Origin of the sequence: Brevibacillus panacihumi, assembly GCF_003710985.1 — a bacterium.
Classification (GTDB): Bacteria; Bacillota; Bacilli; order Brevibacillales; family Brevibacillaceae; genus Brevibacillus; species Brevibacillus panacihumi.
Genome location: NZ_RHHT01000021.1, coordinates 1 through 23275 on the forward strand (window position 1 = coordinate 1; position 23275 = coordinate 23275).

The 23275-nt window shown below is 50.6% G+C and carries 27 protein-coding genes and 2 other annotated features; of the genes, 26 read left to right on the plus strand and 1 reads right to left on the minus strand.

Features of this window, described 5'->3' with window-relative positions; translation table 11 throughout:
* Positions 1–231 precede the first annotated feature (231 nt).
* From EDM58_RS10210 to pssA, 8 genes are all read left to right on the plus strand, one after another.
* On the plus strand, positions 232–900 hold the full coding sequence (locus EDM58_RS10210) for an HAD-IA family hydrolase (protein WP_122913307.1): 669 nt from the start codon (positions 232–234) through the stop codon (positions 898–900).
* Positions 901–1148: 248 nt separating this feature from the next.
* A complete protein-coding gene (locus EDM58_RS10215) occupies positions 1149–1613 on the plus strand; it encodes a CtsR family transcriptional regulator (protein ID WP_122913264.1) in 465 nt (154 codons plus the stop codon).
* A 23-nt stretch (positions 1614–1636) separates the two neighbouring features.
* Positions 1637–2155, plus strand: a complete 519-nt coding sequence (mcsA, locus tag EDM58_RS10220; protein ID WP_122913265.1) for a protein-arginine kinase activator protein McsA — start codon at positions 1637–1639, stop codon at positions 2153–2155.
* Between the two features lie 20 nt (positions 2156–2175).
* Positions 2176–3264, plus strand: coding sequence for a protein-arginine kinase McsB (gene mcsB / locus EDM58_RS10225; RefSeq protein ID WP_122913266.1), 1089 nt, complete (start codon positions 2176–2178; stop codon positions 3262–3264).
* 46 nt (positions 3265–3310) lie between these two features.
* Positions 3311–5764 carry an ATP-dependent Clp protease ATP-binding subunit gene (locus tag EDM58_RS10230; protein ID WP_122913267.1) on the plus strand — a complete coding sequence of 818 codons (2454 nt, stop codon included), beginning with the start codon at positions 3311–3313 and terminating at the stop codon, positions 5762–5764.
* Positions 5765–5875: 111 nt separating this feature from the next.
* Positions 5876–7246, plus strand: coding sequence for a DNA repair protein RadA (gene radA, locus EDM58_RS10235; RefSeq protein WP_122913268.1), 1371 nt, complete (start codon positions 5876–5878; stop codon positions 7244–7246).
* Between the two features lie 6 nt (positions 7247–7252).
* Entirely contained in the window at positions 7253–8329 is a 1077-nt protein-coding gene (gene disA / locus EDM58_RS10240) for a DNA integrity scanning diadenylate cyclase DisA (protein ID WP_122913269.1), read from the plus strand.
* Between the two features lie 146 nt (positions 8330–8475).
* On the plus strand, positions 8476–9204 hold the full coding sequence (pssA, locus tag EDM58_RS10245) for a CDP-diacylglycerol--serine O-phosphatidyltransferase (RefSeq protein WP_122913270.1): 729 nt from the start codon (positions 8476–8478) through the stop codon (positions 9202–9204).
* Positions 9205–9296: 92 nt separating this feature from the next.
* Here pssA and EDM58_RS10250 read toward each other — a convergent pair whose 3' ends face one another.
* The gene (locus EDM58_RS10250; protein ID WP_122913271.1) at positions 9297–9692 is read right to left on the minus strand and encodes a nucleoside triphosphate pyrophosphohydrolase family protein; all 396 of its coding nucleotides are present in this window, start codon (positions 9690–9692) and stop codon (positions 9297–9299) included.
* Between the two features lie 285 nt (positions 9693–9977).
* Here EDM58_RS10250 and EDM58_RS10255 point away from each other — a divergent pair, with 285 nt between their 5' ends.
* The 18 genes from EDM58_RS10255 to EDM58_RS10340 all read left to right on the plus strand — a co-directional run bounded on the left by EDM58_RS10255 (position 9978) and on the right by EDM58_RS10340 (position 23123).
* Positions 9978–11066, plus strand: a complete 1089-nt coding sequence (locus tag EDM58_RS10255) for a PIN/TRAM domain-containing protein (protein ID WP_122913272.1) — start codon at positions 9978–9980, stop codon at positions 11064–11066.
* 24 nt (positions 11067–11090) lie between these two features.
* Positions 11091–11774 carry a 2-C-methyl-D-erythritol 4-phosphate cytidylyltransferase gene (ispD, locus tag EDM58_RS10260; protein WP_122913273.1) on the plus strand — a complete coding sequence of 228 codons (684 nt, stop codon included), beginning with the start codon at positions 11091–11093 and terminating at the stop codon, positions 11772–11774.
* Positions 11775–11783: 9 nt separating this feature from the next.
* Positions 11784–12260, plus strand: coding sequence for a 2-C-methyl-D-erythritol 2,4-cyclodiphosphate synthase (gene ispF / locus EDM58_RS10265; RefSeq protein ID WP_122913308.1), 477 nt, complete (start codon positions 11784–11786; stop codon positions 12258–12260).
* 79 nt (positions 12261–12339) lie between these two features.
* Positions 12340–13806 carry a glutamate--tRNA ligase gene (gltX, locus tag EDM58_RS10270; protein WP_122913274.1) on the plus strand — a complete coding sequence of 489 codons (1467 nt, stop codon included), beginning with the start codon at positions 12340–12342 and terminating at the stop codon, positions 13804–13806.
* Positions 13807–13827: 21 nt separating this feature from the next.
* Positions 13828–14063: a binding site (T-box leader), on the plus strand.
* Between the two features lie 64 nt (positions 14064–14127).
* A complete protein-coding gene (gene cysE, locus EDM58_RS10275) occupies positions 14128–14793 on the plus strand; it encodes a serine O-acetyltransferase (RefSeq protein ID WP_023558769.1) in 666 nt (221 codons plus the stop codon).
* Positions 14774–16180, plus strand: coding sequence for a cysteine--tRNA ligase (gene cysS, locus EDM58_RS10280; protein WP_023558767.1), 1407 nt, complete (start codon positions 14774–14776; stop codon positions 16178–16180). The genes cysE and cysS overlap by 20 nt, the downstream gene beginning before the upstream one ends.
* A 14-nt stretch (positions 16181–16194) precedes the next feature.
* Complete coding sequence (locus EDM58_RS10285) at positions 16195–16605, plus strand: Mini-ribonuclease 3 (protein WP_023558765.1); 411 nt, start codon at positions 16195–16197, stop codon at positions 16603–16605.
* Entirely contained in the window at positions 16602–17357 is a 756-nt protein-coding gene (gene rlmB, locus EDM58_RS10290) for a 23S rRNA (guanosine(2251)-2'-O)-methyltransferase RlmB (RefSeq protein ID WP_122913275.1), read from the plus strand. The genes EDM58_RS10285 and rlmB overlap by 4 nt, the downstream gene beginning before the upstream one ends.
* A 1-nt stretch (position 17358) precedes the next feature.
* A complete protein-coding gene (locus tag EDM58_RS10295; RefSeq protein WP_122913276.1) occupies positions 17359–17883 on the plus strand; it encodes an NYN domain-containing protein in 525 nt (174 codons plus the stop codon).
* 80 nt (positions 17884–17963) lie between these two features.
* Positions 17964–18614 (plus strand): RNA polymerase sporulation sigma factor SigH, encoded by a 651-nt coding sequence (gene sigH, locus EDM58_RS10300; RefSeq protein WP_031306170.1) that lies wholly within the window; start codon positions 17964–17966, stop codon positions 18612–18614.
* A gap of 269 nt (positions 18615–18883) precedes the next feature.
* Positions 18884–19033 (plus strand): 50S ribosomal protein L33, encoded by a 150-nt coding sequence (gene rpmG / locus EDM58_RS10305; protein ID WP_003392018.1) that lies wholly within the window; start codon positions 18884–18886, stop codon positions 19031–19033.
* Between the two features lie 31 nt (positions 19034–19064).
* On the plus strand, positions 19065–19280 hold the full coding sequence (secE, locus tag EDM58_RS10310) for a preprotein translocase subunit SecE (RefSeq protein ID WP_122913277.1): 216 nt from the start codon (positions 19065–19067) through the stop codon (positions 19278–19280).
* 45 nt (positions 19281–19325) lie between these two features.
* Complete coding sequence (gene nusG / locus EDM58_RS10315; RefSeq protein ID WP_122913278.1) at positions 19326–19862, plus strand: transcription termination/antitermination protein NusG; 537 nt, start codon at positions 19326–19328, stop codon at positions 19860–19862.
* Positions 19863–20053: 191 nt separating this feature from the next.
* Positions 20054–20479, plus strand: a complete 426-nt coding sequence (rplK, locus tag EDM58_RS10320) for a 50S ribosomal protein L11 (RefSeq protein ID WP_031932704.1) — start codon at positions 20054–20056, stop codon at positions 20477–20479.
* Between the two features lie 88 nt (positions 20480–20567).
* On the plus strand, positions 20568–21251 hold the full coding sequence (gene rplA, locus EDM58_RS10325; protein ID WP_122913279.1) for a 50S ribosomal protein L1: 684 nt from the start codon (positions 20568–20570) through the stop codon (positions 21249–21251).
* A 42-nt stretch (positions 21252–21293) separates the two neighbouring features.
* Positions 21294–21456 (plus strand) — a sequence feature (ribosomal protein L10 leader region).
* 24 nt (positions 21457–21480) lie between these two features.
* On the plus strand, positions 21481–21996 hold the full coding sequence (gene rplJ / locus EDM58_RS10330; protein ID WP_122913280.1) for a 50S ribosomal protein L10: 516 nt from the start codon (positions 21481–21483) through the stop codon (positions 21994–21996).
* Positions 21997–22053: 57 nt separating this feature from the next.
* Positions 22054–22416: a 50S ribosomal protein L7/L12 gene (rplL, locus tag EDM58_RS10335; RefSeq protein ID WP_122913281.1), complete on the plus strand. Its 363-nt coding sequence runs from the start codon at positions 22054–22056 to the stop codon at positions 22414–22416.
* A gap of 110 nt (positions 22417–22526) precedes the next feature.
* Positions 22527–23123: a class I SAM-dependent methyltransferase gene (locus EDM58_RS10340; RefSeq protein ID WP_122913282.1), complete on the plus strand. Its 597-nt coding sequence runs from the start codon at positions 22527–22529 to the stop codon at positions 23121–23123.
* Positions 23124–23275 lie beyond the last annotated feature (152 nt).

Below are 23275 nucleotides of genomic sequence, written 5' to 3' on the forward strand. Positions count from 1 at the left end.
GTGGAAGCGTGGCAACACGTGGAGCTGACGAATACTAATCGGTCGAGGACTTATCCACAAATTATCCACAATAGCATTCATGCAGATTCAGTTTTGAAGGAATAAAGCAGAACCTTCTTATCCACAAGGATAGGGAGGTTTTTTTGTTGTTACTTGCTACTGGTACACAAATCCTCTAACATTGGGGACGTATTGTCAATTGGTTGATCCTGAACAGAGGAGAGAAGAATGTTGAGCATACCGTATGCGATTTTATTTGACATGGATGGAACATTGCTGCAGACAGAAAAACTGTCCACACCAGCTTTTCAACGGACCTTTGAGCAGCTTCGCAAGCAAGGGATGTGGGAGGGGCCGACCCCCGATGAAAAAGCACTTATCAACGTTTTGGGGATGACTATAGAACAAGTGTGGATAAAGCTGCTGCCAGGTGCCGGAGAAACGACCAAGAAAGCGGCAGACGCCTTCTTGCTTGAAAATGAAATCAAGCTGATCAAAGAAAGGATTACAGATCTCTACCCCGGGGTACGAGACACTCTTCAGCGACTTCACGAAGAGGGGTATGCTCTCTTCATTGCAAGCAATGGACAAGAAGAGTATATCGATGCGATCTGCGAGGAATACGAGCTAAAGCCGCTTATGACAGACCTGTATTCCGCAGGGCGCTTTCAGACCAGTACCAAAAAGGATCTGGTCGCCAAGCTGCTGCGAGACTACGATATCAAACAAGCAGTCATGGTCGGCGACCGCCATTCCGACATTGAAGCGGGTCTAGCCAATCATCTGTTTACCATTGGATGTGATTTTGGCTTTGCCAAACCGGGGGAATTGGAAGGCGCCAACGTAGTAATCCGCCAATTTTCAGAGGTTATTTCCTGTCTGCCGCCTATCCGTGAGTAGGCTTCCTGTTTCATCACATATTGCCAGTTCTATAAAAGAGCAGCTGGGTGGTCCGTTTTCCTACTCAGACTGCTCTTTTCCGTTTATGGTGGAAAGGTGTTTCTCATTGATTCAAAAGGCTGCAATCTGCCCACAATAGATGTTGTCAACAGTATTTTCACCTCTTGCATGAGTGAAGAAAACCCATTATAATTAAAGTCAAAGATAGTCAAAGTCAATCATTCACACATGAGAAAGGAGGCGATGACTTGCGTAATATCTCGGACATCATTGAACAGCATCTAAAAAACATTATCACCGAAAGCCCGAATGGTTCGATCGAGATCCAGCGTAGTGAGCTAGCCGACCTTTTTCAGTGTGTGCCATCCCAGATCAACTACGTGATCAACACGCGCTTTACGGTGCAAAAGGGGTATATCGTCGAGAGCAAGCGTGGCGGTGGCGGATACATCCGGATTCGCAAGGTGCAGATCGTGAGCAAGGCCCGTCTGCAGGAGTTGCTCACGGAAGAACTGATTGGCGAGAGCATCACGCAGAGTGTAGGCAATGCCATCATCGAGCGTTTACTTGAGGACGGATTGATCAGTCAGCGGGAAGCAGCTTTGATGAAAATTGCCACCTCGCGCAACGTATTGATGATCGAGCCAAATCTGCGCGATCAATTGCGGGCCGCCATGTTGAAGCAAATGATTGCAGTTATCTTGTTAAAGTAAAGAATGTGTTAGGAGGGATCGTGATGAACTGTGAAGAATGTGGAAAAAGGCCGGCTACTCTGCACTTGACCAAAATCGTCAATGGCGAGAAAACCGAATACCATATCTGTGAACAATGTGCCCAGGAAAAAGGAGACGTTTTTACCGGCTTTCACAACTTCAGCATCAACAATCTCCTGTCAGGCTTGCTGAAATTTGACCCCATGCAAAAAAATGGGCGGGAATCCAGTACAAGCAAACCGCTAAGATGCGAGACATGTGGTCTGACCTACGCACAATTCAGCAAGAGCGGCCGGTTCGGCTGCAGCGATTGCTACACGTTCTTGGGTGACAAGCTGGACCCGCTGTTCAGACGGATCCACGGCAACACCCAGCACATAGGAAAGGTACCCGAGCGGACCGGGGGACAGTTGAAGATTCGCAAAGAGCTGGAGCAGTTGAAGAGTGCGTTGCAGCGCTATGTTGCCAGCGAAGAATTTGAAAAGGCTGCAGAAATGCGTGACCGAATTCGGATGCTGGAACAAAAAATGTCTCAATCGTAGCGAGGGGAGGAAGGCTGGACATGTCTCAACAGCAGTTTATGCAAAACCCGTGGAGCAATTGGATGAAGGGTGAAGGTCCCGATTCTGATATCGTCATCAGCACACGGTTGCGTATCGCGCGTAACTTGCGCCAGCACCCTTTTCCGTTGTTGGCTACAGACTCCCAGGCGGAGGAAGTAGTCAAAAAGGTGACGGAAGTAAGCGAATCAGAGGCTATGCGCAAGCGGCACCGATTGCAAATGATCCAGATGGACCAGGTAAATCCGCTGGAAAAAAAGGTTCTGGTAGAAAAACATCTCATCAGTCCTCATCTGGCTGAGGAATCGCGCAAAGGGGCGGTTCTGTTAAGCAAGGATGAATCGGTTAGCATTATGATAAACGAAGAAGACCATATTCGTATCCAGGTCTTGTTGCCGGGTTTCCGATTAAATGAGGCATGGGAAATGGGTACGAAAATAGATGACATATTTGAGAAGCACTTGAACTATGCTTTTGACGAAAAAAGAGGCTATCTTACAAGCTGCCCGACCAACGTAGGGACAGGAATTCGCGCTTCCGTCATGCTGCACCTTCCTGCACTGGTCATGACGCAGCAAATCAGCCGCATCCTGCAAGCCATTAACCAAGTAGGTTTGGTTGTACGCGGGATTTACGGAGAAGGCAGTGAGGCGCTCGGCAATCTGTTCCAGCTCTCCAACCAGGTCACTCTGGGCATGTCGGAGACGGACATCCTCTCCAATCTCTATGGAGTTGCCAGACAGATCATCGAGCAGGAGCGAGTAGCACGGCAGTATTTGCAGGAACACACGCGAGTCTCGCTCGAGGACCGGATTTTCCGTTCATACGGAATTTTGCTTCATGCTCGGACGATGGAGTCCAAGGAAGCGGCTCAGCGTTTGTCCGATCTGCGGCTGGGCATTGATCTTGGCGTGATTCCCAATGTATCGCCGCTGGTTTTGAATGAGCTCTTGGTGACGACACAGCCGGGCTTCCTGCAGCAGCACGCAGGGCAAAAGCTGACTCCCGAACAAAGGGACGAAAGAAGGGCAAGACTGATTCGTGAGCGCATCAATGCCGGCAGGCCATCCCATGATAATGGCATTTTGTAACGAAAATCATAAAACAAAACAGGTAACTATGGAGGTGTAACACCATATGATGTTTGGACGTTTTACGGAACGAGCACAAAAAGTACTGGCGCTGGCCCTGGAAGAGGCGGTGCGTCTGGGCCACAAAGATATTGGAACCGAGCATGTTCTCTTGGGCCTGATTCGGGAAGGAGAAGGGATCGCAGCCAAAGCGCTGCAGTCTCTGGGACTGGGCCTCGATAAAATTCAAAGCGAAGTGGAGTCGCTGATCGGCAGAGGAACCGAGCAGTCCGGCAGCAACTACACGCCCAACTATACACCAAGAGCCAAAAAAGTGATCGAGCTGTCGATGGATGAAGCCCGCAAGCTGGGCCACACATACGTGGGCACCGAGCACATCCTGTTGGGCCTGATCCGTGAAGGAGAAGGCATCGCAGCCCGCATTATGAACAACCTGGGAGTGAGCCTGAACAAAGCGCGTCAGCAAGTGCTGCAGCTTCTGGGCAGTTCGGAAATGATGGCTTCCCACCAGCCGTCTGGCGGCAATCCTCAGGCCAACACTCCTACATTGGACGGTTTGGCCCGTGACCTGACTGCAATCGCACGTGAAGGCGGTCTCGATCCTGTAATCGGTCGCCAAAAAGAAATCGAGAGAGTCATTCAGGTATTAAGCCGCCGCACCAAAAACAACCCGGTCCTGATCGGGGAGCCTGGTGTAGGGAAAACGGCCATTGCCGAAGGTTTGGCGCAAAAGATCGTCAACAATGAAATTCCGGAGACCCTTCGCGACAAGCGCGTCATGACCCTGGATATGGGTACCGTGGTGGCGGGCACCAAATACCGCGGTGAATTTGAGGATCGCCTGAAAAAAATCATGGATGAAATTCGCCAGGCAGGGAACATCATCCTGTTCATTGACGAGCTGCACACATTGATCGGTGCGGGCGGAGCAGAGGGCGCGATCGATGCCTCCAATATTCTCAAGCCGGCACTGGCTCGCGGTGAATTGCAGTGCGTAGGGGCTACTACCCTGGACGAATACCGCAAATACATCGAGAAGGATGCAGCGCTGGAACGCCGCTTCCAACCTATCCAGGTCGATGAGCCGGTGCCAGAGGACGCTATCAAGATCCTTCACGGCCTGCGGGATCGTTATGAGGCTCACCACCGTGTAAAAATCACGGACGAAGCGATCGAGCAAGCAGTGAAGCTTTCTGACCGCTACATTACCGACCGCTTCCTCCCTGACAAGGCGATTGATCTGATCGACGAGGCTGCATCCAAGGTGCGTCTCCAGTCTTTTACAGTACCGCCTAATCTGAAGGAGCTGGAAGGCCGCCTCGAGGAAGTGCGCAAGGAAAAGGATGCTGCCGTGCAGTCGCAGGAATTTGAAGAGGCTGCGGCTCTGCGCGATCAAGAACAGAAGCTTCGTGAGGAATTGGATAAGACGAAGAAGGACTGGAAGGAGCGCCAGGGTCAGCTCAACATGGAGGTCACTCCGGAAGACATCGCGACTGTCGTGGCCAGCTGGACTGGAATTCCCGTGCTCAAGCTGAAAGAAGAAGAGACTGAGCGTCTGTTGAAAATGGAAGAAATCCTGCACGATCGCGTCATCGGTCAAGACGAGGCGGTCAAGTCAATCTCCCGTGCGATCCGCCGGGCTCGTGCCGGACTGAAGGACCCCAAACGCCCAATCGGTTCATTTATCTTCCTGGGTCCGACCGGGGTAGGGAAAACCGAATTGGCTCGTGCAGTAGCGGAAACCCTTTTCGGCGACGAGGATGCCATGATCCGCGTAGACATGTCCGAGTACATGGAGAAACACTCGACAGCCCGTCTCGTCGGAGCGCCTCCAGGCTATGTCGGCTATGATGAAGGCGGCCAATTGACCGAAAAAGTACGCCGCAAACCATACTCCGTCATCCTGCTGGATGAAATTGAGAAAGCGCACCCGGATGTGTTCAACATCCTGCTGCAGGTCCTCGATGACGGACGACTGACCGACTCCAAAGGACGGACAGTTGATTTCCGCAACACGGTAGTCATCATGACCTCCAACGTCGGGGCGAATTTGATCAAGAAAAACACCACTCTGGGCTTTACCGCTGGCGACGAGTCCGAGAGAAAGTATCAGGATATGAAGGACAAAGTCATGGATGAGCTGAAGAAGAGCTTCCGTCCTGAATTCCTGAACCGGATCGACGAAGTAATCGTCTTCCACTCCCTGGAGCAGGAGCATATCGAGCAGATCGTGTCGCTCATGACAGACGAACTGCGCAAGCGCCTCAGAGAGCAAAGCATCGACTTCGTCCTGACAGAGGAAGCGAAGAAGATTTTGGCCAAAGAGGGCTTCGACCCGGCTTACGGAGCACGTCCGCTGCGTCGAGCCATTCAACGCCATATCGAAGACAAATTGTCCGAGGAGCTTCTGAAAGGCTCCATCAGCAAGGGCGATACCGTGAACATCGACGCCGAAGAAGGCAAACTGGTGGTCAAACGGCTTGAAAAAGCCAAATCGTAATCTGTCGAATAATCAGGAGAAAGAATACCTCTTTCTATGAGAGGTATTCTTTTTTTGTGCTGCACAGTCATGTATGATAATGGTATTTCAAAACAATAATGAGGTACGAAGATGTCAAAGTATAAAACGAAATTTGCATGTCAAGAATGTGGGTATGAATCACCGAAATGGATGGGAAAATGCCCCGGTTGCAACAGTTGGAATACACTGGTCGAAGAAGTCGCGGTAAAGGGCTCCTCCCATCGCCACGAAGGCTTGGGCGGCGGCCAACGTCAGGCCCCGCTGCCGTTGACGCAGGTCGCCAGCGAAGAAGAGCCGCGCATGGATACCACTATCGGGGAATTGAATCGCGTACTCGGAGGAGGTTTGGTTCCGGGTTCGCTCATTCTTGTGGGCGGGGACCCAGGAATTGGGAAATCAACACTGCTGCTGCAAACATCGTTTGCTCTTGCTCATCAGGGCGGTAAAGTTCTTTATGTGTCTGGAGAGGAATCGGCCAAGCAGATCAAGCTGCGGGCTGACCGCCTGGACATGAAAACACCGCCCATGTTTGTATTGGCAGAAAATGATTTAGAATTGATCGAACAGCATATCAATCAGGTAGAGCCCGATGTCTTGATCATCGACTCGATTCAGACGGTATTCCATCCGGCCATTCAATCCGCTGCAGGAAGCGTTGCGCAGGTGCGTGAGGCGACTGCACAGCTGATGCGCATTGCCAAGGGAAAAGGCATCGGCACCTTTATCGTCGGCCACGTCACCAAGGAAGGCTCCATTGCAGGGCCGCGCATGCTGGAGCATATGGTGGATGCCGTCCTGTATTTTGAAGGAGAGCGGCACAACACCTTCCGCATTTTGCGTGCTGTCAAAAATCGCTTTGGTTCGACAAATGAAATCGGCATCTTTGAAATGAAGGATCGCGGTCTGGAAGAGGTCGCCAATCCTTCCGAGATTTTTTTGGCGGAACGACCAGTCGGAGTGGCCGGCTCTACTGTCGTCGCCAGCATGGAGGGAACACGACCGGTACTGGTGGAGCTGCAGGCTTTGGTCGCGCCGACGAGCTTTGTGACACCGCGCAGAACGGCGACGGGAGTGGATCATCAGCGCGTTGCCATGATCATGGCAGTCCTGGAAAAGCGCATGGGCATGATGCTGCAAAACCAGGATGCCTATGTGAACGTAGCAGGCGGGGTGCGGCTGGATGAGCCTGCTGTCGATCTGGCCATAGCCGTCAGCATCGCCAGCAGCTTTCGCGACCATGCTACCAACCCTCACGACGTCGTAATCGGAGAAGTCGGCTTGACGGGGGAGGTGCGCGGCGTCTCCCGGATCGAACAACGTGTGCGTGAGGCGCATAAATTGGGCTTCAAACGCGTAATCATCCCGCAAAAGAACATTCGCGGGTTGGATGCTCCAGACGATATCGAGGTGATCGGAGTCAACAATATTGCGGAAGCGTTGGATGAGGTCATGAGGGGGTAGACGGGCATGCACGAACCGAACAAGAGAAACACGGACTTTCGTGATGTGCTTCGCTTTGTTGCTCCGGGCACCATGCTTCGTGAAGGGCTCGAGCATGTCCTGCGGGCCAAAACAGGCGGGTTGATCGTCATCGGGTACGGACCGAAAATGGAGGCGATGGTTGACGGAGGCTTTTCCATCAATTGTGAGTTCACTCCTTCCCATTTGTACGAATTGGCGAAAATGGATGGGGGAATCATAATCAGTGAAGATGCCAAACGAATTCTTTTTGCCAATACCCAACTTTTCCCTCCTGCAGCGATTGCGACCAGTGAGACGGGAACCCGTCATCGGACAGCACAACGCACAGCGATCCATACCAATCACCTGGTTATCGCCATCTCCCAGAGGCGCAACGTCATCACGCTGTACAAAGGGGCGTTCCGCTATGTTCTCAACGACGTCAACGTTATTTTAGCGAAGGCGAATCAGGCTGTATCCACCCTGGAAAAATACAAGTCTGTGCTGGAACAGTCGTTGACGAATCTGGGCGCGTTGGAATTCGAGGAACTGGTCACCTTGGAAGAAGTCGCTTTCGTTTTGCAACGATTCGAGATGGTATTACGTATTAAGGAAGAGGTAACCAAATACATCTGTGAATTGGGCACTGAGGGCAGACTAATCAGCATGCAGCTGAAAGAGCTGGTGGCCAATATCGAGGATGAGGCGCAGATGCTGATCCGGGACTATTGTCGCGATCGGGAAACCTCGCCGGCCGACGTCTTGCTGGAGATGAAAAAGCTCAGCCCGGAGGAGATGCTGGAGCCGACTTCCTTTCTGCGAGTTCTCGGCTATACCGCTCACGCCAGCATGCTTGAGGAGTCCGTATCACCCCGTGGGTATCGAATTTTGCAGAAAATCCCACGCATGCCTTTTGCGATCGTCTCGAATCTTGTCGAACATTTTCACAACCTGCCTCGCATCTTCATGGCAACCATCGAGGAGCTGGACGAAGTGGATGGAATCGGCGAGGTCCGGGCTCGGGCGATCAAGGATGGGTTGAGAAGGATTCAGGAACAAGTGTTCATTGACAGACATATTTGAAGTAGAATAGGATTAAGTCACGTTATTTTCTGTGACAATCGTCTCGATCCATTCACAAGAAAACCGTTTTGTATTAATCGATTTGCCTAGTAGACCAATCATGAAAGTGATCTGTCTTCTGCGCGAAGGAAATCAGGAGGTAGTCTATGTTCGTGAAATCGTTGCCGAACATACTAACCGTCAGCAACTTGTTTTTAGGAGTACTGGCCATCATTCTTGCTTTTCAAGGTGATCATTACGTTGATTATGCTGCGATTACTGTCATCATCGGCATGCTGGCAGACGGCCTGGATGGCCGCGTCGCCCGGATGCTGAATGCACAAAGCGAATTTGGGAAAGAGCTGGATTCGCTGTCTGACGTGATTACATTTGGTGTTGCACCGGCGTTTATCATGTACGTCGTGGTCCTGCAGGATTTCAATTGGATCGGCATTGTCCTTACTGCGATCTTCCCGATTTGCGGTGCGCTGCGACTGGCCCGGTTCAATGTGCAGGCTGGAGTTCCCGGCTACTTTATCGGTCTTCCGATTACTGCTGCCGGCGGCGTGCTCGCTACTCTTGCGTTGTACCATGAAGTGTTTAACGCTACCCTGCTGGCAGCAAGCATGCTGTTGCTCGCGTTTTTGATGGTATCCAAGGTCAAGTACCCCAATTTCAAAAAAGTGGGGATCCCCAAAGCCGCGTATTGGATTACCCCGATCATCATCGCAATCGTTGTCGTGGTGGCGATCAAATTCCCGCAGCAGTTTCCGAAGATCGTCTTCCTGCCGCTGGCGGTTTACGCTTTGTACGGAATAAAAAAAAACGTTGACTTTTTGATCAAAAAATTAGGCAAACGCAAGAAAAAAGAAGAGGAATCCGTTCCGTTCGAATAAGGTTTCCTCGAAAAAAAGGAAAAACCCGCTGATGAAAAAGCGGGTTTTTTTTGCAACCTTTTTACATGTTTATTCGTATTACCAGTGGGGAATCAAGTGAGATTAAAAACGCCCAAGGTGTTGAGCCTCTCGCGTTCCTGCTCAATCACGTCCTCCAGTTTAATATCCGTAATGTTGCACAAGGCTGTGAGGTAAAAAAGATTTTTGCCCAGCTCCGCTGTGACGACATCCCGGCAGTGCTCGCATAATGGACCGGAGAAATGGGTATCAAGCTGTGACTTGTGGTCCTCCAGGTTTTTACTGGAGTCGTACGTCTGTTTTTTGGCTACCACTTCTACGCAGCCGCATTCTGTAATGGCTTTGGTCAGTGAACGGTTGATGCGGGATGCTGTTTCCTGCACTTTGGACATGACGTCCAGGACGCTTCGATGTCTGATTAAAAGTTCGGATACTTGCGTTTGAAAGTCATCGATGTTGCGAGTGTCCATATGGTTCACCTCTGCTTTAGGCTGTTGGTATCGTCGCAATTTTCAGCACAACACTACTGTCATTATAAGAAGGGATTCCGCTTACTGTCAATTTTGCCAAAGAGGAAAACAAGAGTTCGAGGTTGACGAAACTTCAGTAGTTGTGTTAGAATTTTTGGCTATTTGACATGATAAAAAGAATTTTGCTATAGTGATGGAAATAGGCTTGGTTGTTTGATTTGTTTCTCGAGAAAGAGGGTTTTACTTGTTCGCTTCTGTCAATATTAATAACAAGGAGGTGAAGGCATGGTACGCCGCATAGGAAAAATCTTTTTCGTGATCGTTGGTGGTGGTTTGGGATACCAGTACGGCCCAGACCTGTACAATTTGCTTGATCCATTATTGAAGATTGGTGAAGTAAGCGGTACTTCTTACATTGGTGCGGTGCTCGGTGCCATCTTATTTTTCTTTTTAGCGAATTGGCTGTTGGATTACATTCTGAAGGTCGTCCGCTGGGGAGAAGAGACACTCGTCAAAATGCCGATTGTCGATGTCATGTTCGGAGCGATGGGGTTGATTAGTGGTCTTATAGTTGCTTTTTTATTATTCCTGCCCATCAGTAAAATATCGATTCCGGTGATAGGTGATTTGTTGCCGCTGGTTGTTTCGGGATTACTTGGCTATTTGGGATTCCAGGTCGGGTTCCGCAAGCGCGACGAAATCATGTCTGTCTTTTCGATTGGTCGCAAGGATAAGAAAAAAGAGACCGCTGGGGCTGCCACGAATGTAGAGAACAAGATTTTGGATACAAGCGTGATTATCGACGGCCGCATTGCAGATATTTGCCGCACCGGCTTTTTGGAAGGCAGCCTGATCATTCCGGGCTTCGTGCTGGAGGAGCTGCAGCATATTGCCGACTCGTCCGATGTATTGAAACGCAATCGCGGGCGGCGGGGCTTGGATATTCTCAATAAGATTCAAAAAGAAATGAAAGTGAAAGTGCAGATCTGGGAAGGCGATTTTGAGGAAGTCTCCGAGGTGGACAGCAAGCTGATCAAGCTGGCGAAGGTGATCAACGGCAAGGTGGTTACCAACGACTTCAACTTGAACAAGGTCTGCGAGCTGCAGGGAGTTCCGGTTTTGAATATCAACGACCTGGCCAATGCGGTAAAGCCTGTGGTTTTGCCGGGGGAGGAAATGAACGTCCAGGTGATCAAGGACGGAAAAGAGCATGGTCAAGGAGTCGCGTATCTGGATGACGGTACGATGATCGTCGTGGAAGGCGGTCGGGATTATATCGGCAACGAGATCGACGTGCTCGTGACCAGTGTGTTGCAGACCTCGGCAGGACGCATGATTTTTGCGAAGCCGAAGCTGTTGGAAAAAGCGTTGTAGAGAAAACGGGAGAGGGAATGAATCGTGACGACGGGGGTTGTAATTGTGGCAGCCGGCTCAGGAAAGCGTATGGGCGGACAGCGAAACAAGCTGTGGCTGCCGCTGGCAGGAGAGCCGATACTGGCTCATACGGTACGGCTGTTTGTCTCTCATCAGGAGATCGGGCAAATCGTGCTGGTGGTCAGTGAGACCGATCGAGATGAAGTGCTTGCTTGGCTGGAAAAGGAAAACATTCAGCTAACCGTCGTGCTGGGCGGCGCAGAACGGCAGGACAGCGTGCGCAATGGCCTGGAAGCCTTGCGGGATTGTATGCATGTCCTCGTCCATGATGCTGCGCGTCCATTCGTTACTCCCGAACAAATCAGTCAGATCATCAGTCAGGTTCGGCGCGATCAAGCGACGATCCTGGCTGTGCCTGTGAAGGATACGATTAAAGTGGTGGGGGAGACCGGCGTTGTCGAGTCTACCCCGGCGCGGGAGAGCTTGTGGGCGGTGCAAACCCCACAAGCTTTTCGTATGTCTTTGTTGAAGGAAGCTCATCTGGCTGCATGGAGTGCGGGAAGAATAGGCACGGACGACGCAATGCTGGTAGAATGGTTGGGACATCCGGTAACGGTCATGCAAGGAAGCTATGAGAACATCAAAATCACGACACCGGACGACTTGCTGCTGGGTGAAGAGATATTGCGTAAAAGAAGGGGAGAGTAATTCATGTCTATGCGGATTGGACAAGGTTTTGACGTGCATCAACTGGTGGAGGGGCGTCCATGCATCATCGGGGGCATCACCATTCCCTATGAAAAAGGGCTGTTGGGCCATTCGGATGCGGATGTTCTGCTCCATGCGATCACGGATGCGATTCTGGGCGCACTGGGCGAGGGGGACATCGGCCGCCATTTTCCGGATACGGACCCGGAATACAAGGATGCAGACAGTGTCAAACTATTGGAGCATGTCTGGAAGATGGTCAAGGAACGCGGATACCGCTTGGGGAATGTAGACGCTACGATTATTGCCCAGGCGCCAAAAATGGCTCCGTATATTCCGCAGATGCAGGCTCTGATCGCTCGTGTTCTGGAAGCGGATGAGCTGTCGCAGGTCAATGTCAAGGCAACCACGACTGAAAAGCTTGGTTTTCCGGGGCGTGGAGAAGGAATCGCCTCCCAGGCTGCTTGCTTGCTTGTCAAGGAGTAAGACAAGGTGTAACATGAAAACGTCAGAAGCGTTTTGATACCCTTAACACCTTTTTACACTCATAAGGATGGTGCTACCCATGGCGAAAGAAATCCGCACACGTTATGCTCCCAGTCCAACTGGGCATTTACATATCGGCGGCGCGAGAACCGCGCTGTTCAACTACCTGTTTGCAAAGCATCACGGTGGTTCCTTTATCGTTCGGATTGAAGATACCGACCAGACCCGCAACAAGGAAAATGCTGATGAAGAGCAAATGAAAAACCTGAAGTGGCTGGGCGTCGAATGGGAGGAAGGTACGGATATTGGCGGTCCATACGCCCCGTATCGTCAAACCGAACGTCTGGACATCTATCGCCAATACATCGATCAATTGCTGGCTGAAGGGAAAGCCTATTATTGCTACGCTACCAAGGAAGAGCTGGATGCGGAGCGCGAAGAGCAGCTTGCGCGGGGCGAGACACCGCGGATTCTGGAAAAGCACCGCCATGTTACAGAAGACCAGCGCCAACAGTTCGAGGCTGAGGGACGCGTGCCTTCGATCCACTTCCTGGTTCCGGACAACCGCCAGTATGTAGTAGATGATATGATTCGTGGACAAGTTACGTTTGACTCCAGCGAGATGGGCGACTTCGTCATCTGCCGGCCGGACGGAATCCCTACCTATAACTTTGCCGTTGTCATCGACGACTATCTGATGAAGATCAGTCACGTCATCCGCGGGGAAGAGCATCTGTCCAACACGCCGCGCCAGCTGATGATTTATGAAGCATTTGGCTGGGAGGCTCCTCGCTTCGCCCACTTGGCGCTGATTCTCAACCCAGAAGGCAAGAAGATGTCCAAGCGCGACGAGAGCATCATCCAGTTTATCGAGCAGTATCGTGAACTGGGCTTTTTGCCGGAAGCGATCGTCAACTTCCTGGTATTGCTCGGGTGGTCCCCGGGCGGAGAAGAGGAGATCTTCTTGAAGGAAGATTTGATCAAGCTCTTCTCGATGGATCGCGTCAACAAGTCTCCGGCTGTGTTTGATTCGACCAAAATGAACTGGATGAACAATTACTACCTGAAACGCCAACCTCTGGACACCATTACGGAAATGTGTGTACCGCATTTGCAGAAAGCGGGCTTCATCGACGAAGAACTGTCCAGCGAAAAACGCGCTTGGGTACGCAGCATCGTCGCGTTGTACCAGGAGCAGATGTCCTACTGCGCGCAGATTGTGCCGCTGGCTGCTCTTTTCTTCCTAGATGAAGTAGTGTACGATGAAGAAGCCAGAGCAGTCTTGAAAGAACCGCAACTGGCCGAGGTGCTTGCATCTTTTGTCAAACACCTGTCAGCGCAAGACGAATATAATGTAGACATCATCAAGGCAGTGCTAAAAGACGTGCAAAAAGAAACCGGCCATAAAGGCAAGGCGCTGTTCATGCCTGTGCGTGTGGCGGCTACCGGACAGGCGCATGGACGCGATCTGGCGGAGACCTTGTACTTGCTCGGTCGCGACAAGGTATTGGAGCGCATGAACAAAGTCATTGCACACGGCGAGTAAGGGATTTTACAAATAAAGGAAACGAAAGCGATGATCAGGAGAAGTACAGGAGTGAATGCGTCCACAGAGAGGATGGATAGGTGAGAGCCATCTGCGCATGCTGTCTGGAAATGCCCCTGTGAGCAATGAGCAGAACGCACGGGTTTTTGGTGCAAGTATGCGACATCGGCGCCCCGCCGTTACCGGGTGTAAAGCGAGACTGTCCTTTTATGGATGATCTAAGCAGAGTGGAACCGCGGTAGAAAACCGTCTCTGTCCCTTCTTGTCGAAGGTGGCAGGGGCGGTTTTTTTGAGGGATTATCACGTTGGAGGTGCATCCCTATGTTTGCACAGATGAGAGAAGACATTCAAGCAGTATTCGAGCGGGACCCGGCAGCACGCAGTACCTTTGAGGTGGTCCTGACCTATTCCGGATTGCATGCCATCTGGGGGTACCGGATTGCGCATCGGTTCTGGAAAGCGGGCTGGTGTACGCTGGCGCGCGCCGTTTCCCAATTTACCCGTTTTTTGACGGGAATTGAGATCCATCCGGGTGCGCGCATCGGCAAAGGCCTGTTTATTGACCATGGAATGGGTGTCGTGATCGGAGAGACGTGTGAAATCGGCGACAACGTGACCATTTATCAGGGTGTAACACTGGGCGGGACCGGAAAGGAAAAAGGAAAGCGCCACCCGACCATTGGCAACGACGTCATTATCGCGACAGGAGCGAAAGTCTTGGGTTCCTTTAAAATCGGCGACAATTCCAAGATCGGAGCCGGAGCAGTCGTCCTGCAGGAAGTGCCGCCCAATTCCACGGTGGTGGGAATCAAAGCGCGCATCGTCATTCAGGATGGAAAACGAGTGAAATGTGATCTGGATCATGTGAATATGCCAGACCCGGTAGCTGATACACTTCGGCAGATGCAAAAAGAAATCGAGAGCTTGCGCAAGGAATTGGATCTTTTGAGGGAGGCTAAGAAGGAAAATGAGCATTCAATTCACTAATACGATGACCCGTCGAAAAGAACCTTTCGTGCCGCTTGTGCCCGGCAAGGTGAAAATGTACGTGTGCGGTCCGACGGTTTACAACTACATTCACATCGGGAATGCCCGTCCCGCGATTGTGTTTGATACATTGCGCCGCTATTTGAAGTATCGCGGCTTTGACGTGACATTCGTACAAAACATTACGGACGTAGATGACAAGCTGATCCGCGTCGCCAACGAGGAAGGCACGACGGTCAAAGAAGTGGCCGACCGCTTTACAGATGCCTACAACGAAGACCTGAAATCCTTAAACGTCATGCCTCCGGATATTCAACCGCGCGTCATGCAGACCATCCCGGAGATTATTGAATTTATCGAGGGCTTGATAGAAAAAGGCTACGCCTATGAAAGTGAAGGAGATGTCTATTTCCGTACAGGCCGCTTCGACGAGTATGGAAAACTCTCGCACCAGCCGCTGGATGATTTGCAGGCAGGGGCGCGTGTGGACATCAATGAAAAGAAAGAGCATCCGCTTGATTTTGCCCTCTGGAAGGCGGCCAAGGACAAGGAAGTGAGCTGGGGCAGTCCGTGGGGCGAAGGGCGTCCGGGATGGCATATCGAATGCTCGGCGATGGCGTTGAAGTTTCTGGGTGAGCAGATCGATATTCACGCAGGCGGCTCCGATCTGGTTTTCCCTCACCATGAAAACGAGATCGCCCAGTCTGAGTGCTTTACTGGCAAGGTGTTCGCCCGTTATTGGCTGCACAACGGCATGCTGAACATCGACAATGAAAAAATGTCCAAATCCCTTGGCAACTTCCTGTTGACCCGCGATCTCGTCCAGCAATTCGGAGGGCAATTGATTCGCTTCTTCATGCTGCAAGGGCACTACCGCAATCCGATCAATTTCAGTGATGAGCTACTGGAGCAAGCGGCAAACAGTTTGGAACGGATGAAAACGGCCTATCATAATCTCGACCACCGTCTGCAGACAGCTAGGGAGGCAGAGCCTAACGGCCAGGCTGAGCAACAAGCGCAAACGATTCGCGATCTGCGGGAGCGTTTTGTGAAAGAAATGGATGACGACCTGAATACCGCCAACGCACTGACAGTTCTGTTTGAAGTCGTAAAGGAAGCGAACCAATACATGCTGAATCAGAATGTGGGGCGCGAAGAAATTACGGCTTACAAGGAGCTTTTGCTGGAACTGACTGGAGTGCTGGGCATCATTTTGGAGCAGGAGCAGGAGCTTTTGGACAGTGAGATCGATGCTTTGATCGTCGAGCGGACCGAAGCTCGCGCATCACGCAACTTCGCCCGTGCTGATGAAATTCGCGATCTTCTCGCCGCTAAAGGAATCGTGCTGGAAGATACGCCGCAGGGTGTGCGTTGGCGCCGCAAATAAGGAGCTTAGACAACATGCAAAAAGAAGAGTTGACCCGGGATCCGAATCAAACCAATCCACTTGTGCTCGCCTTTTTAGGTGATGCCACGTATGCGCATTGCGTCAGGTACCATCTGATCGCCAGGGGGCTGGTTAAGCCAAATCAGCTCCACAAGGCGGCCAATCGTTACGTTTCGGCAAAAGCCCAGGCGAATATCCTGATGAACCTGATGCCGGAGCTGTCAGAGGACGAGGTCAGCATCGTGAAGCGGGGACGCAATGCCAAATCGGGTTCCTCGGCAAAAAATGCAGATATTATCGACTATCGCCACGCGACCGCTTTCGAGGCTTTGATCGGATATCTGTATCTGAACGGAAAAGAAGAGCGGATTGCGGAAATCATGCAGCAGGCATTTGCCATCGTGGAAGGAGAGCACGGAACATGAGTGAAGAGTGGATTGTAGGCAAGAACCCGGTGATCGAAGCGCTGCGCTCAGGGCGTACGATCAATAAAATCTGGATTGCGGAAGGGACCAACAAAAATTTGATGGGGCCCATCTTTGCGCTGGCAAAAGAGCAGGGCGTCATCGTCACGACTGCCAACCGCAAAAAGCTGGATACATTGGCATCGACAGATAATCATCAGGGCGTCATTGCGTCTGTGGCTGCTTATGACTACGTAGAGGTAGAGGATATTCTGCGGCGGGCGGAAGAAAAGCAAGAGCCGCCGTTTATTCTCTTGTTGGACGAACTGGAGGATCCGCATAACCTGGGATCCATTCTGCGTACTGCCGACGCTGTGGGTGCCCATGGCGTCATCATTCCCAAACGCCGCTCGGTCAGCCTGACAGCGACTGTTGCCAAGGCGTCCGCAGGTGCGATCAACTACGTCCCCGTTGCCCGCGTGACCAATCTCGTCCGCACCATGGAGGAGCTGAAAGAGCGGGGAGTCTGGATCGCAGGCACAGATGCCAGCGCCAAACAAGACTTTCGCCAAGGCGATTTCACCATGCCGCTCGGCGTCGTCATCGGCAGCGAAGGAAAAGGCATCAGTCGTCTGGTCAGAGAAAACTGCGATTTTTTATACAGTCTCCCGATGGCGGGCAATGTCACCTCGCTGAATGCTTCTGTCGCTGCTGCGCTGTTGATGTATGAGGTGTATCGTTCCCGATGTCCGCTCCCGACGCGGGTGAAGTGACATGGCCAAAAGGAAAGCCAAGCAACTGTTGATCGTGGATGGTTACAATATCATCGGTGCCTGGCCGGATTTGCGCGCGCTGAAAGACCAGGATCGCATGGATGAAGCGCGCGACTTGTTGATTTCCAAAATGGCAGAATACCAGAGTTATACCGGCATCAAGGTGATGATCGTATTCGATGCTTACAACGTTCCGGGACCGGGACGGCAAATCGAGGATTATCGGGTGGAAGTGTACTTTACCAAGAAAAAAGAGACTGCTGATGAGAAAATTGAGCAGATTGTCTCGCAGCATCAAAATAAAAATCGACAAATCTATGTAGCCACCTCCGACTATACCTCCCAGCGGGTTATTTTCGGACAGGGTGCCTTGCGCAAATCCGCGCGGGAATTGTTGCATGACTTGGAAAGCGCAGGCAAGGAGATCCAAAAGGAAGTAGAAAAAACACGCGACGAACGTTTCTCGAGGCGGATAGCCTTGGATGAGGAAATAGCGAAAATATTCGAAAAATGGCGAAGGGAATAACTTGGATTCGGTTGACGCTTTTTTACGGCATCATGTATAATAACGACATCTATGGAGAACGGCTGGCGGAGGGATCGAGTGTGAGTGTTGACCTCAAGGAGTTGAAGCATGCCCAATATGAGCTATTGACCGACGAAGAGGTAGTCGATCTTGTTCGCGATGACGACACCGAAGCATTGGAGTATTTGATCAACAAGTACAAGAACTTCGTCCGTGCCAAAGCCAGATCCTATTTTCTGATTGGGGCTGACCGCGAAGATATTGTGCAGGAAGGCATGATTGGGCTGTACAAATCCATTCGCGACTTCCGAGGGGATAAACTCACTTCGTTCAAGGCGTTTGCAGAGCTTTGCATTACGCGTCAGATCATCACGGCGATCAAAACGGCGACGAGGCAGAAGCATATTCCGCTCAATTCCTACGTGTCTCTGGACAAGCCCATCTACGATGAGGACTCGGACCGTACGCTGCTCGACGTGATCTGCGGCACGAAGGTGACGGATCCGGAGGAGTTGTTCATCAATCGCGAAGAGTTTGACGACATCGAAGGCAAGATGAGCGAGATTCTGAGCGATTTGGAGCGGCAAGTGCTGATGCTTTACCTGGATGGGCGATCCTATCAACAGATTGCCGTCGAGCTAAAGCGTCATGTCAAATCCATTGACAATGCCCTGCAGCGTGTAAAACGAAAACTGGAACGCTATCTGGAAGGTAGAGAGATTCATCTGTAATTACAGAGAATCTCTTTTTTACTCTAGTAGAGAAGTTTTCCAGTAGGCGAAGGATGGAACAAAATGCATTCCCTTTGTCAAGACGTTTTGTTGACATGAGATTTTCGGTGTGATAAATTTGTTTAGGTAGCCATAGACTCTTATCTCTCTTTTTCTATGGTTACTTTCAGGTGAAATGGTCAGGAAAAAGTAGCGGTTTTCCCGTACTATTGATCATCGGGTTTAACGTAAACAATAGCAGGTTTGAAATGAGATGGAGGTGGCAATAAATGCGAGTAAACATCACGTTGGCGTGCACCGAGTGTGGCGAGCGTAACTATATCTCCACCAAGAACAAGCGCACTACTACTGAACGTGTTGAACTGAAAAAGTATTGCTCCCGTGACAAGAAGCAAACCCTTCATCGCGAGACGAAGTAATGCTTGAGCGACCAAGTCTGGGGGTGGCAATATGGGTTTCTTAGCACGTATTGGAGCTAGTTTCCGCCGTACAGGTAGTTTTTTTGGCGACGTTATGTCCGAATTGAAGAAAGTTCGCTGGCCCAACCGGAAGGAATTGACAACGTATACGTTAGTCGTTATCATCACGGTTGTACTGCTTGCAGTGTTCTTCTTTGTCGTTGATTTGGGTATCTCTCGCTTGATCGATTTGATTTTAGGAAAGTAATTTTGCAAGTCTTAGGAGGGACGGACGGTTAACGTCCTGTTGGATATGGAAAAAGCATGGTATGTCGTTCACACGTACTCAGGTTACGAAAACAAGGTGAAAACGAATCTGGAGAAGCGCGTCGAATCGATGGGCATGGAAGACAAGATCTTTCGCGTACTTGTCCCTATCGAAGAAGAGGTAGAGACCAAGGATGGAAAAAAGCGCACCGTTACGAAAAAAGTGTTTCCTGGATACGTTCTTGTTGAAATGGTGATGACGGACGACTCATGGTATGTCGTGCGCAACACTCCTGGGGTTACCGGCTTTGTTGGATCCACGGGCGCCGGCTCCAAGCCGACAGCGCTGCGTCCTGAAGAGGCCGACACGATTCTCAAACAAATGGGAATCGAGATTCCCAAGATCAAAGTCGATTTTGCTCTCCGCGATATGGTGCGCGTCACAGACGGTCCATTTTCCAATCGCACCGGGGAGATTATCGAGATTCACCCGGACAGACAGAAGGTTCGCGTATTGGTGGACATTTTCGGGCGTGAAACGCCGGTGGAGCTAGACTTTACTCAGGTTCAAAAATTGGATTAGGAATCAACTTGAAAAGAATGACGTGATGTGATACATTTCATGTTGTTTTCACAATCCCACAACAATATTTGGGGTTTCTTGCACTCTCACTATAGATCGGAAGTTTTCGTTACATAAACGAAGCTTTCACCAAACGGTGGGAGGGGGCATTCCCCCGTAATTACCACATGTGAAGTAAGGAGGTGTCTTACGTGGCTAAGAAGGTTATCCGCGTAATTAAATTACAAATCCCAGCAGGTAAAGCGAATCCTGCACCTCCAGTAGGTCCGGCTCTCGGTCAAGCTGGTGTGAACATCATGGGTTTCTGTAAAGAATTCAACGCTCGTACAGAGAGCGAAGCAGGTATGATCATTCCGGTGGAAATCACCGTGTTTGAAGACCGTTCTTTCACTTTCATCACCAAAACTCCTCCAGCTGCTGTTCTGTTGAAGAAAGCTGCTGGTATCGAGTCCGGTTCCGGCGTACCAAACAAAACAAAAGTTGCTACGCTGAAACGTGACAAAGTTCGTGAAATCGCGGAACTGAAGCGTCCTGACCTGAATGCAGCAACCGTGGAAGCGGCTATGCGCATGGTGGAAGGTACTGCTCGTTCCATGGGTATCGTAATCGAAGACTAATTGTCTTGGTGCAAAGGGGCACAGACGTTGTGCCCCTTGTCTGTGGGAGGATTAACCGCTACGACCACATTGAAGGGAGATTTCAAACATGGCAAAACATGGAAAGAAATATCAAGAGGCTACCAAGCTGATTGATAAAAACAAAGTATACGAAGTAGCTGAAGGTGTAGAGCTGGTTAAAAAAGCAGCTTCCGCCAAATTCGATGAAACTGTTGAAGCAGCATTCCGTCTGGGTGTAGACCCGAAGCGTGCTGACCAACAAATCCGTGGTGCTGTTGTTCTGCCGCACGGTACTGGTAAAGTACAACGCGTTCTCGTTTTCGCAAAAGGCGAAAAAGCGAAAGATGCGGAAGCAGCAGGCGCAGACTACGTAGGCGATGCAGACATGATCGCAAAAATTCAGGGTGGCTGGTTCGAATTTGACGTCGTAGTAGCGACTCCTGACATGATGGGTGAAGTAGGGAAATTGGGTCGTGTACTCGGTCCAAAAGGCCTGATGCCAAACCCAAAAACCGGTACAGTTACCTTTGATGTAACCAAAGCGGTTAACGAAATCAAAGCCGGTAAAATTGAGTACCGTGTAGACAAAGCAGGTAACATCCACGCTCCGATCGGAAAAGTATCCTTCGATGCTGAGAAGCTGGTTGAAAACCTGGCTGCTCTGACTGAAGCGCTGAACCGCGCGAAGCCAGCTGCTGCAAAAGGTATCTACATGAAAAACGTTTCCATCAGCTCCACTATGGGTCCTGGTGTACGCGTTGCTGTAAAATAATGACGCTTGACTTCCTTCGTGGGAGTTGTTAAGATAGTGCCTGTTGATGAAATGAATATGCCGTAGACAGAAGGTGCTGCGCTTGCAAGAGCGTCGCTTAATATCCCTCCGAGGCGTGTAATGTACGAAAGAGGAAAGGTTCCTTTCCTTTGACGATAGAGCATTATGCCCTCGTGAGTCTGCGAGGGCATTTTCCTTTTTTCGAGATAGAGCACGGGAGGTGTAAACAATGGCAGAAATTCGTCCAACCGTTATTCGTGAAGAGAAAGTACAGGCGATCAACGAAATCGCAACCAAATTGCGTGAAAGCCAAACTACAGTGGTGGCTGACTACCGCGGTCTGACTGTAGCTCAAGTTACTGAGCTTCGCAAACAACTGCGTGAAGCGGGTGTTGAGTTCCAGGTGTTGAAAAACTCCCTGACTCGTCTGGCTACAGAGAAAGAAAGCCTGACTGAACTGGACCAATATCTGACTGGACCAAACGCTCTGGCGTTCTCCAAGGAAGATGTTATCGCTCCAGCGAAGATCATTGCTGAATTCGCGAAGAAAAACGACAAGCTGGAAATCAAGGGCGGCGTGATCGAAGGTAAAGTAGTTGATGCTGATCAAATCAAAGCATTGGCAGCTCTCCCTTCCCGCGAAGGTCTCTTGTCCATGCTGCTCTCCGTCCTGCAAGCTCCAATGCGCAACGTTGCGCTGGCAGTCAAAGCAGTGGCCGAGCAAAAAGAAGGTCAAGGCGCGTAATCGCCTGATCGGGTAACACCAAATCTAAACATTATTCCTTGAATGGAGGATTTTCAAATGAGCAAAGAGCAAATCTTGGAAGCCATCAAAGGCATGTCCGTTCTCGAACTGAACGACCTGGTAAAAGCAATCGAAGAAGAATTCGGCGTAACTGCAGCTGCTCCTGTAGCTGTTGTAGCTGGTGGCGCTGCTGAAGCTGCTGCTGAGCAAACTGAGTTCAACGTAACTCTGGTAAGCGGCGGCGCTTCCAAAATCAACGTAATTAAAGTGGTTCGTGAACTGACTGGCTTGGGTCTGAAAGAAGCAAAAGACCTGGTAGACAACGCACCAAAAACACTCAAAGAGGGCGTTTCCAAAGAAGAAGCAGAAGCTCTCAAAGCAAAACTCGAAGAAGCTGGCGCATCTGTAGAAGTGAAGTAAGTTAGCTTCCCATATGGAAATCCCCTTGCCTTGGCAGGGGGTTTTTCTGTAGGAAAAGGCAAAGGATAACCCCATCGAAGAAACGACGAGACAAAGGGTGGTATATACACGTGGCAGATCATTACTACACCAACAAACCAGGTGCTGCGCATGACGAGCGACAAATGGCGTTTACATTGCGAGGGCATGAGTTGCATTTCACCACAGATGCGGGAGTTTTTTCGCGCGATCGTGTTGATTTTGGCAGTCTGCTGCTCATCGAGAACATGCAGATTCCGCGTCAAGCGCGTGTGCTGGATGTGGGGTGTGGCTATGGTCCGATCGGGTTGACAGCAGCCAAGCTCGCGAGTGAGGGGACAGTCACGATGATCGACGTCAATGAGCGCGCAGCGGATCTGGCGAGACGCAATGCAGAGCGCAATGGCATTCATAATGTAGAGGTGCGAGTCAGCGATGTCTACAGTGCCGTGCAGGGAGAATGCTATGACGTGATCCTGACCAATCCGCCGATTCGCGCAGGCAAGGAAATCGTCCACCGGATCTTTGCAGAAGGACATGAGCTGCTCACAGAGGGCGGCGAGATGTGGGTGGTCATTCAGAAAAAGCAAGGAGCTCCTTCAGCTTTGAAGAAGCTGCAAGAGCTTTATGCGCACGTAGAAGAAGTGGATCGGGAAAAAGGGTACTCCATTTTCCGCGCAGTGAAATAGTCAAGGATTGACTTTTGAAAAGTTTTCTTGACGGGAATATCCTGATGTGATAGCATTATAAAATGTCAATATGGGATAAATGTCTATTTTTGTGCAATTCCCTTTCTGTCAAGTGCTTTTTCTTCTTTTGTTAAAAGAAGGAATGCACGAGT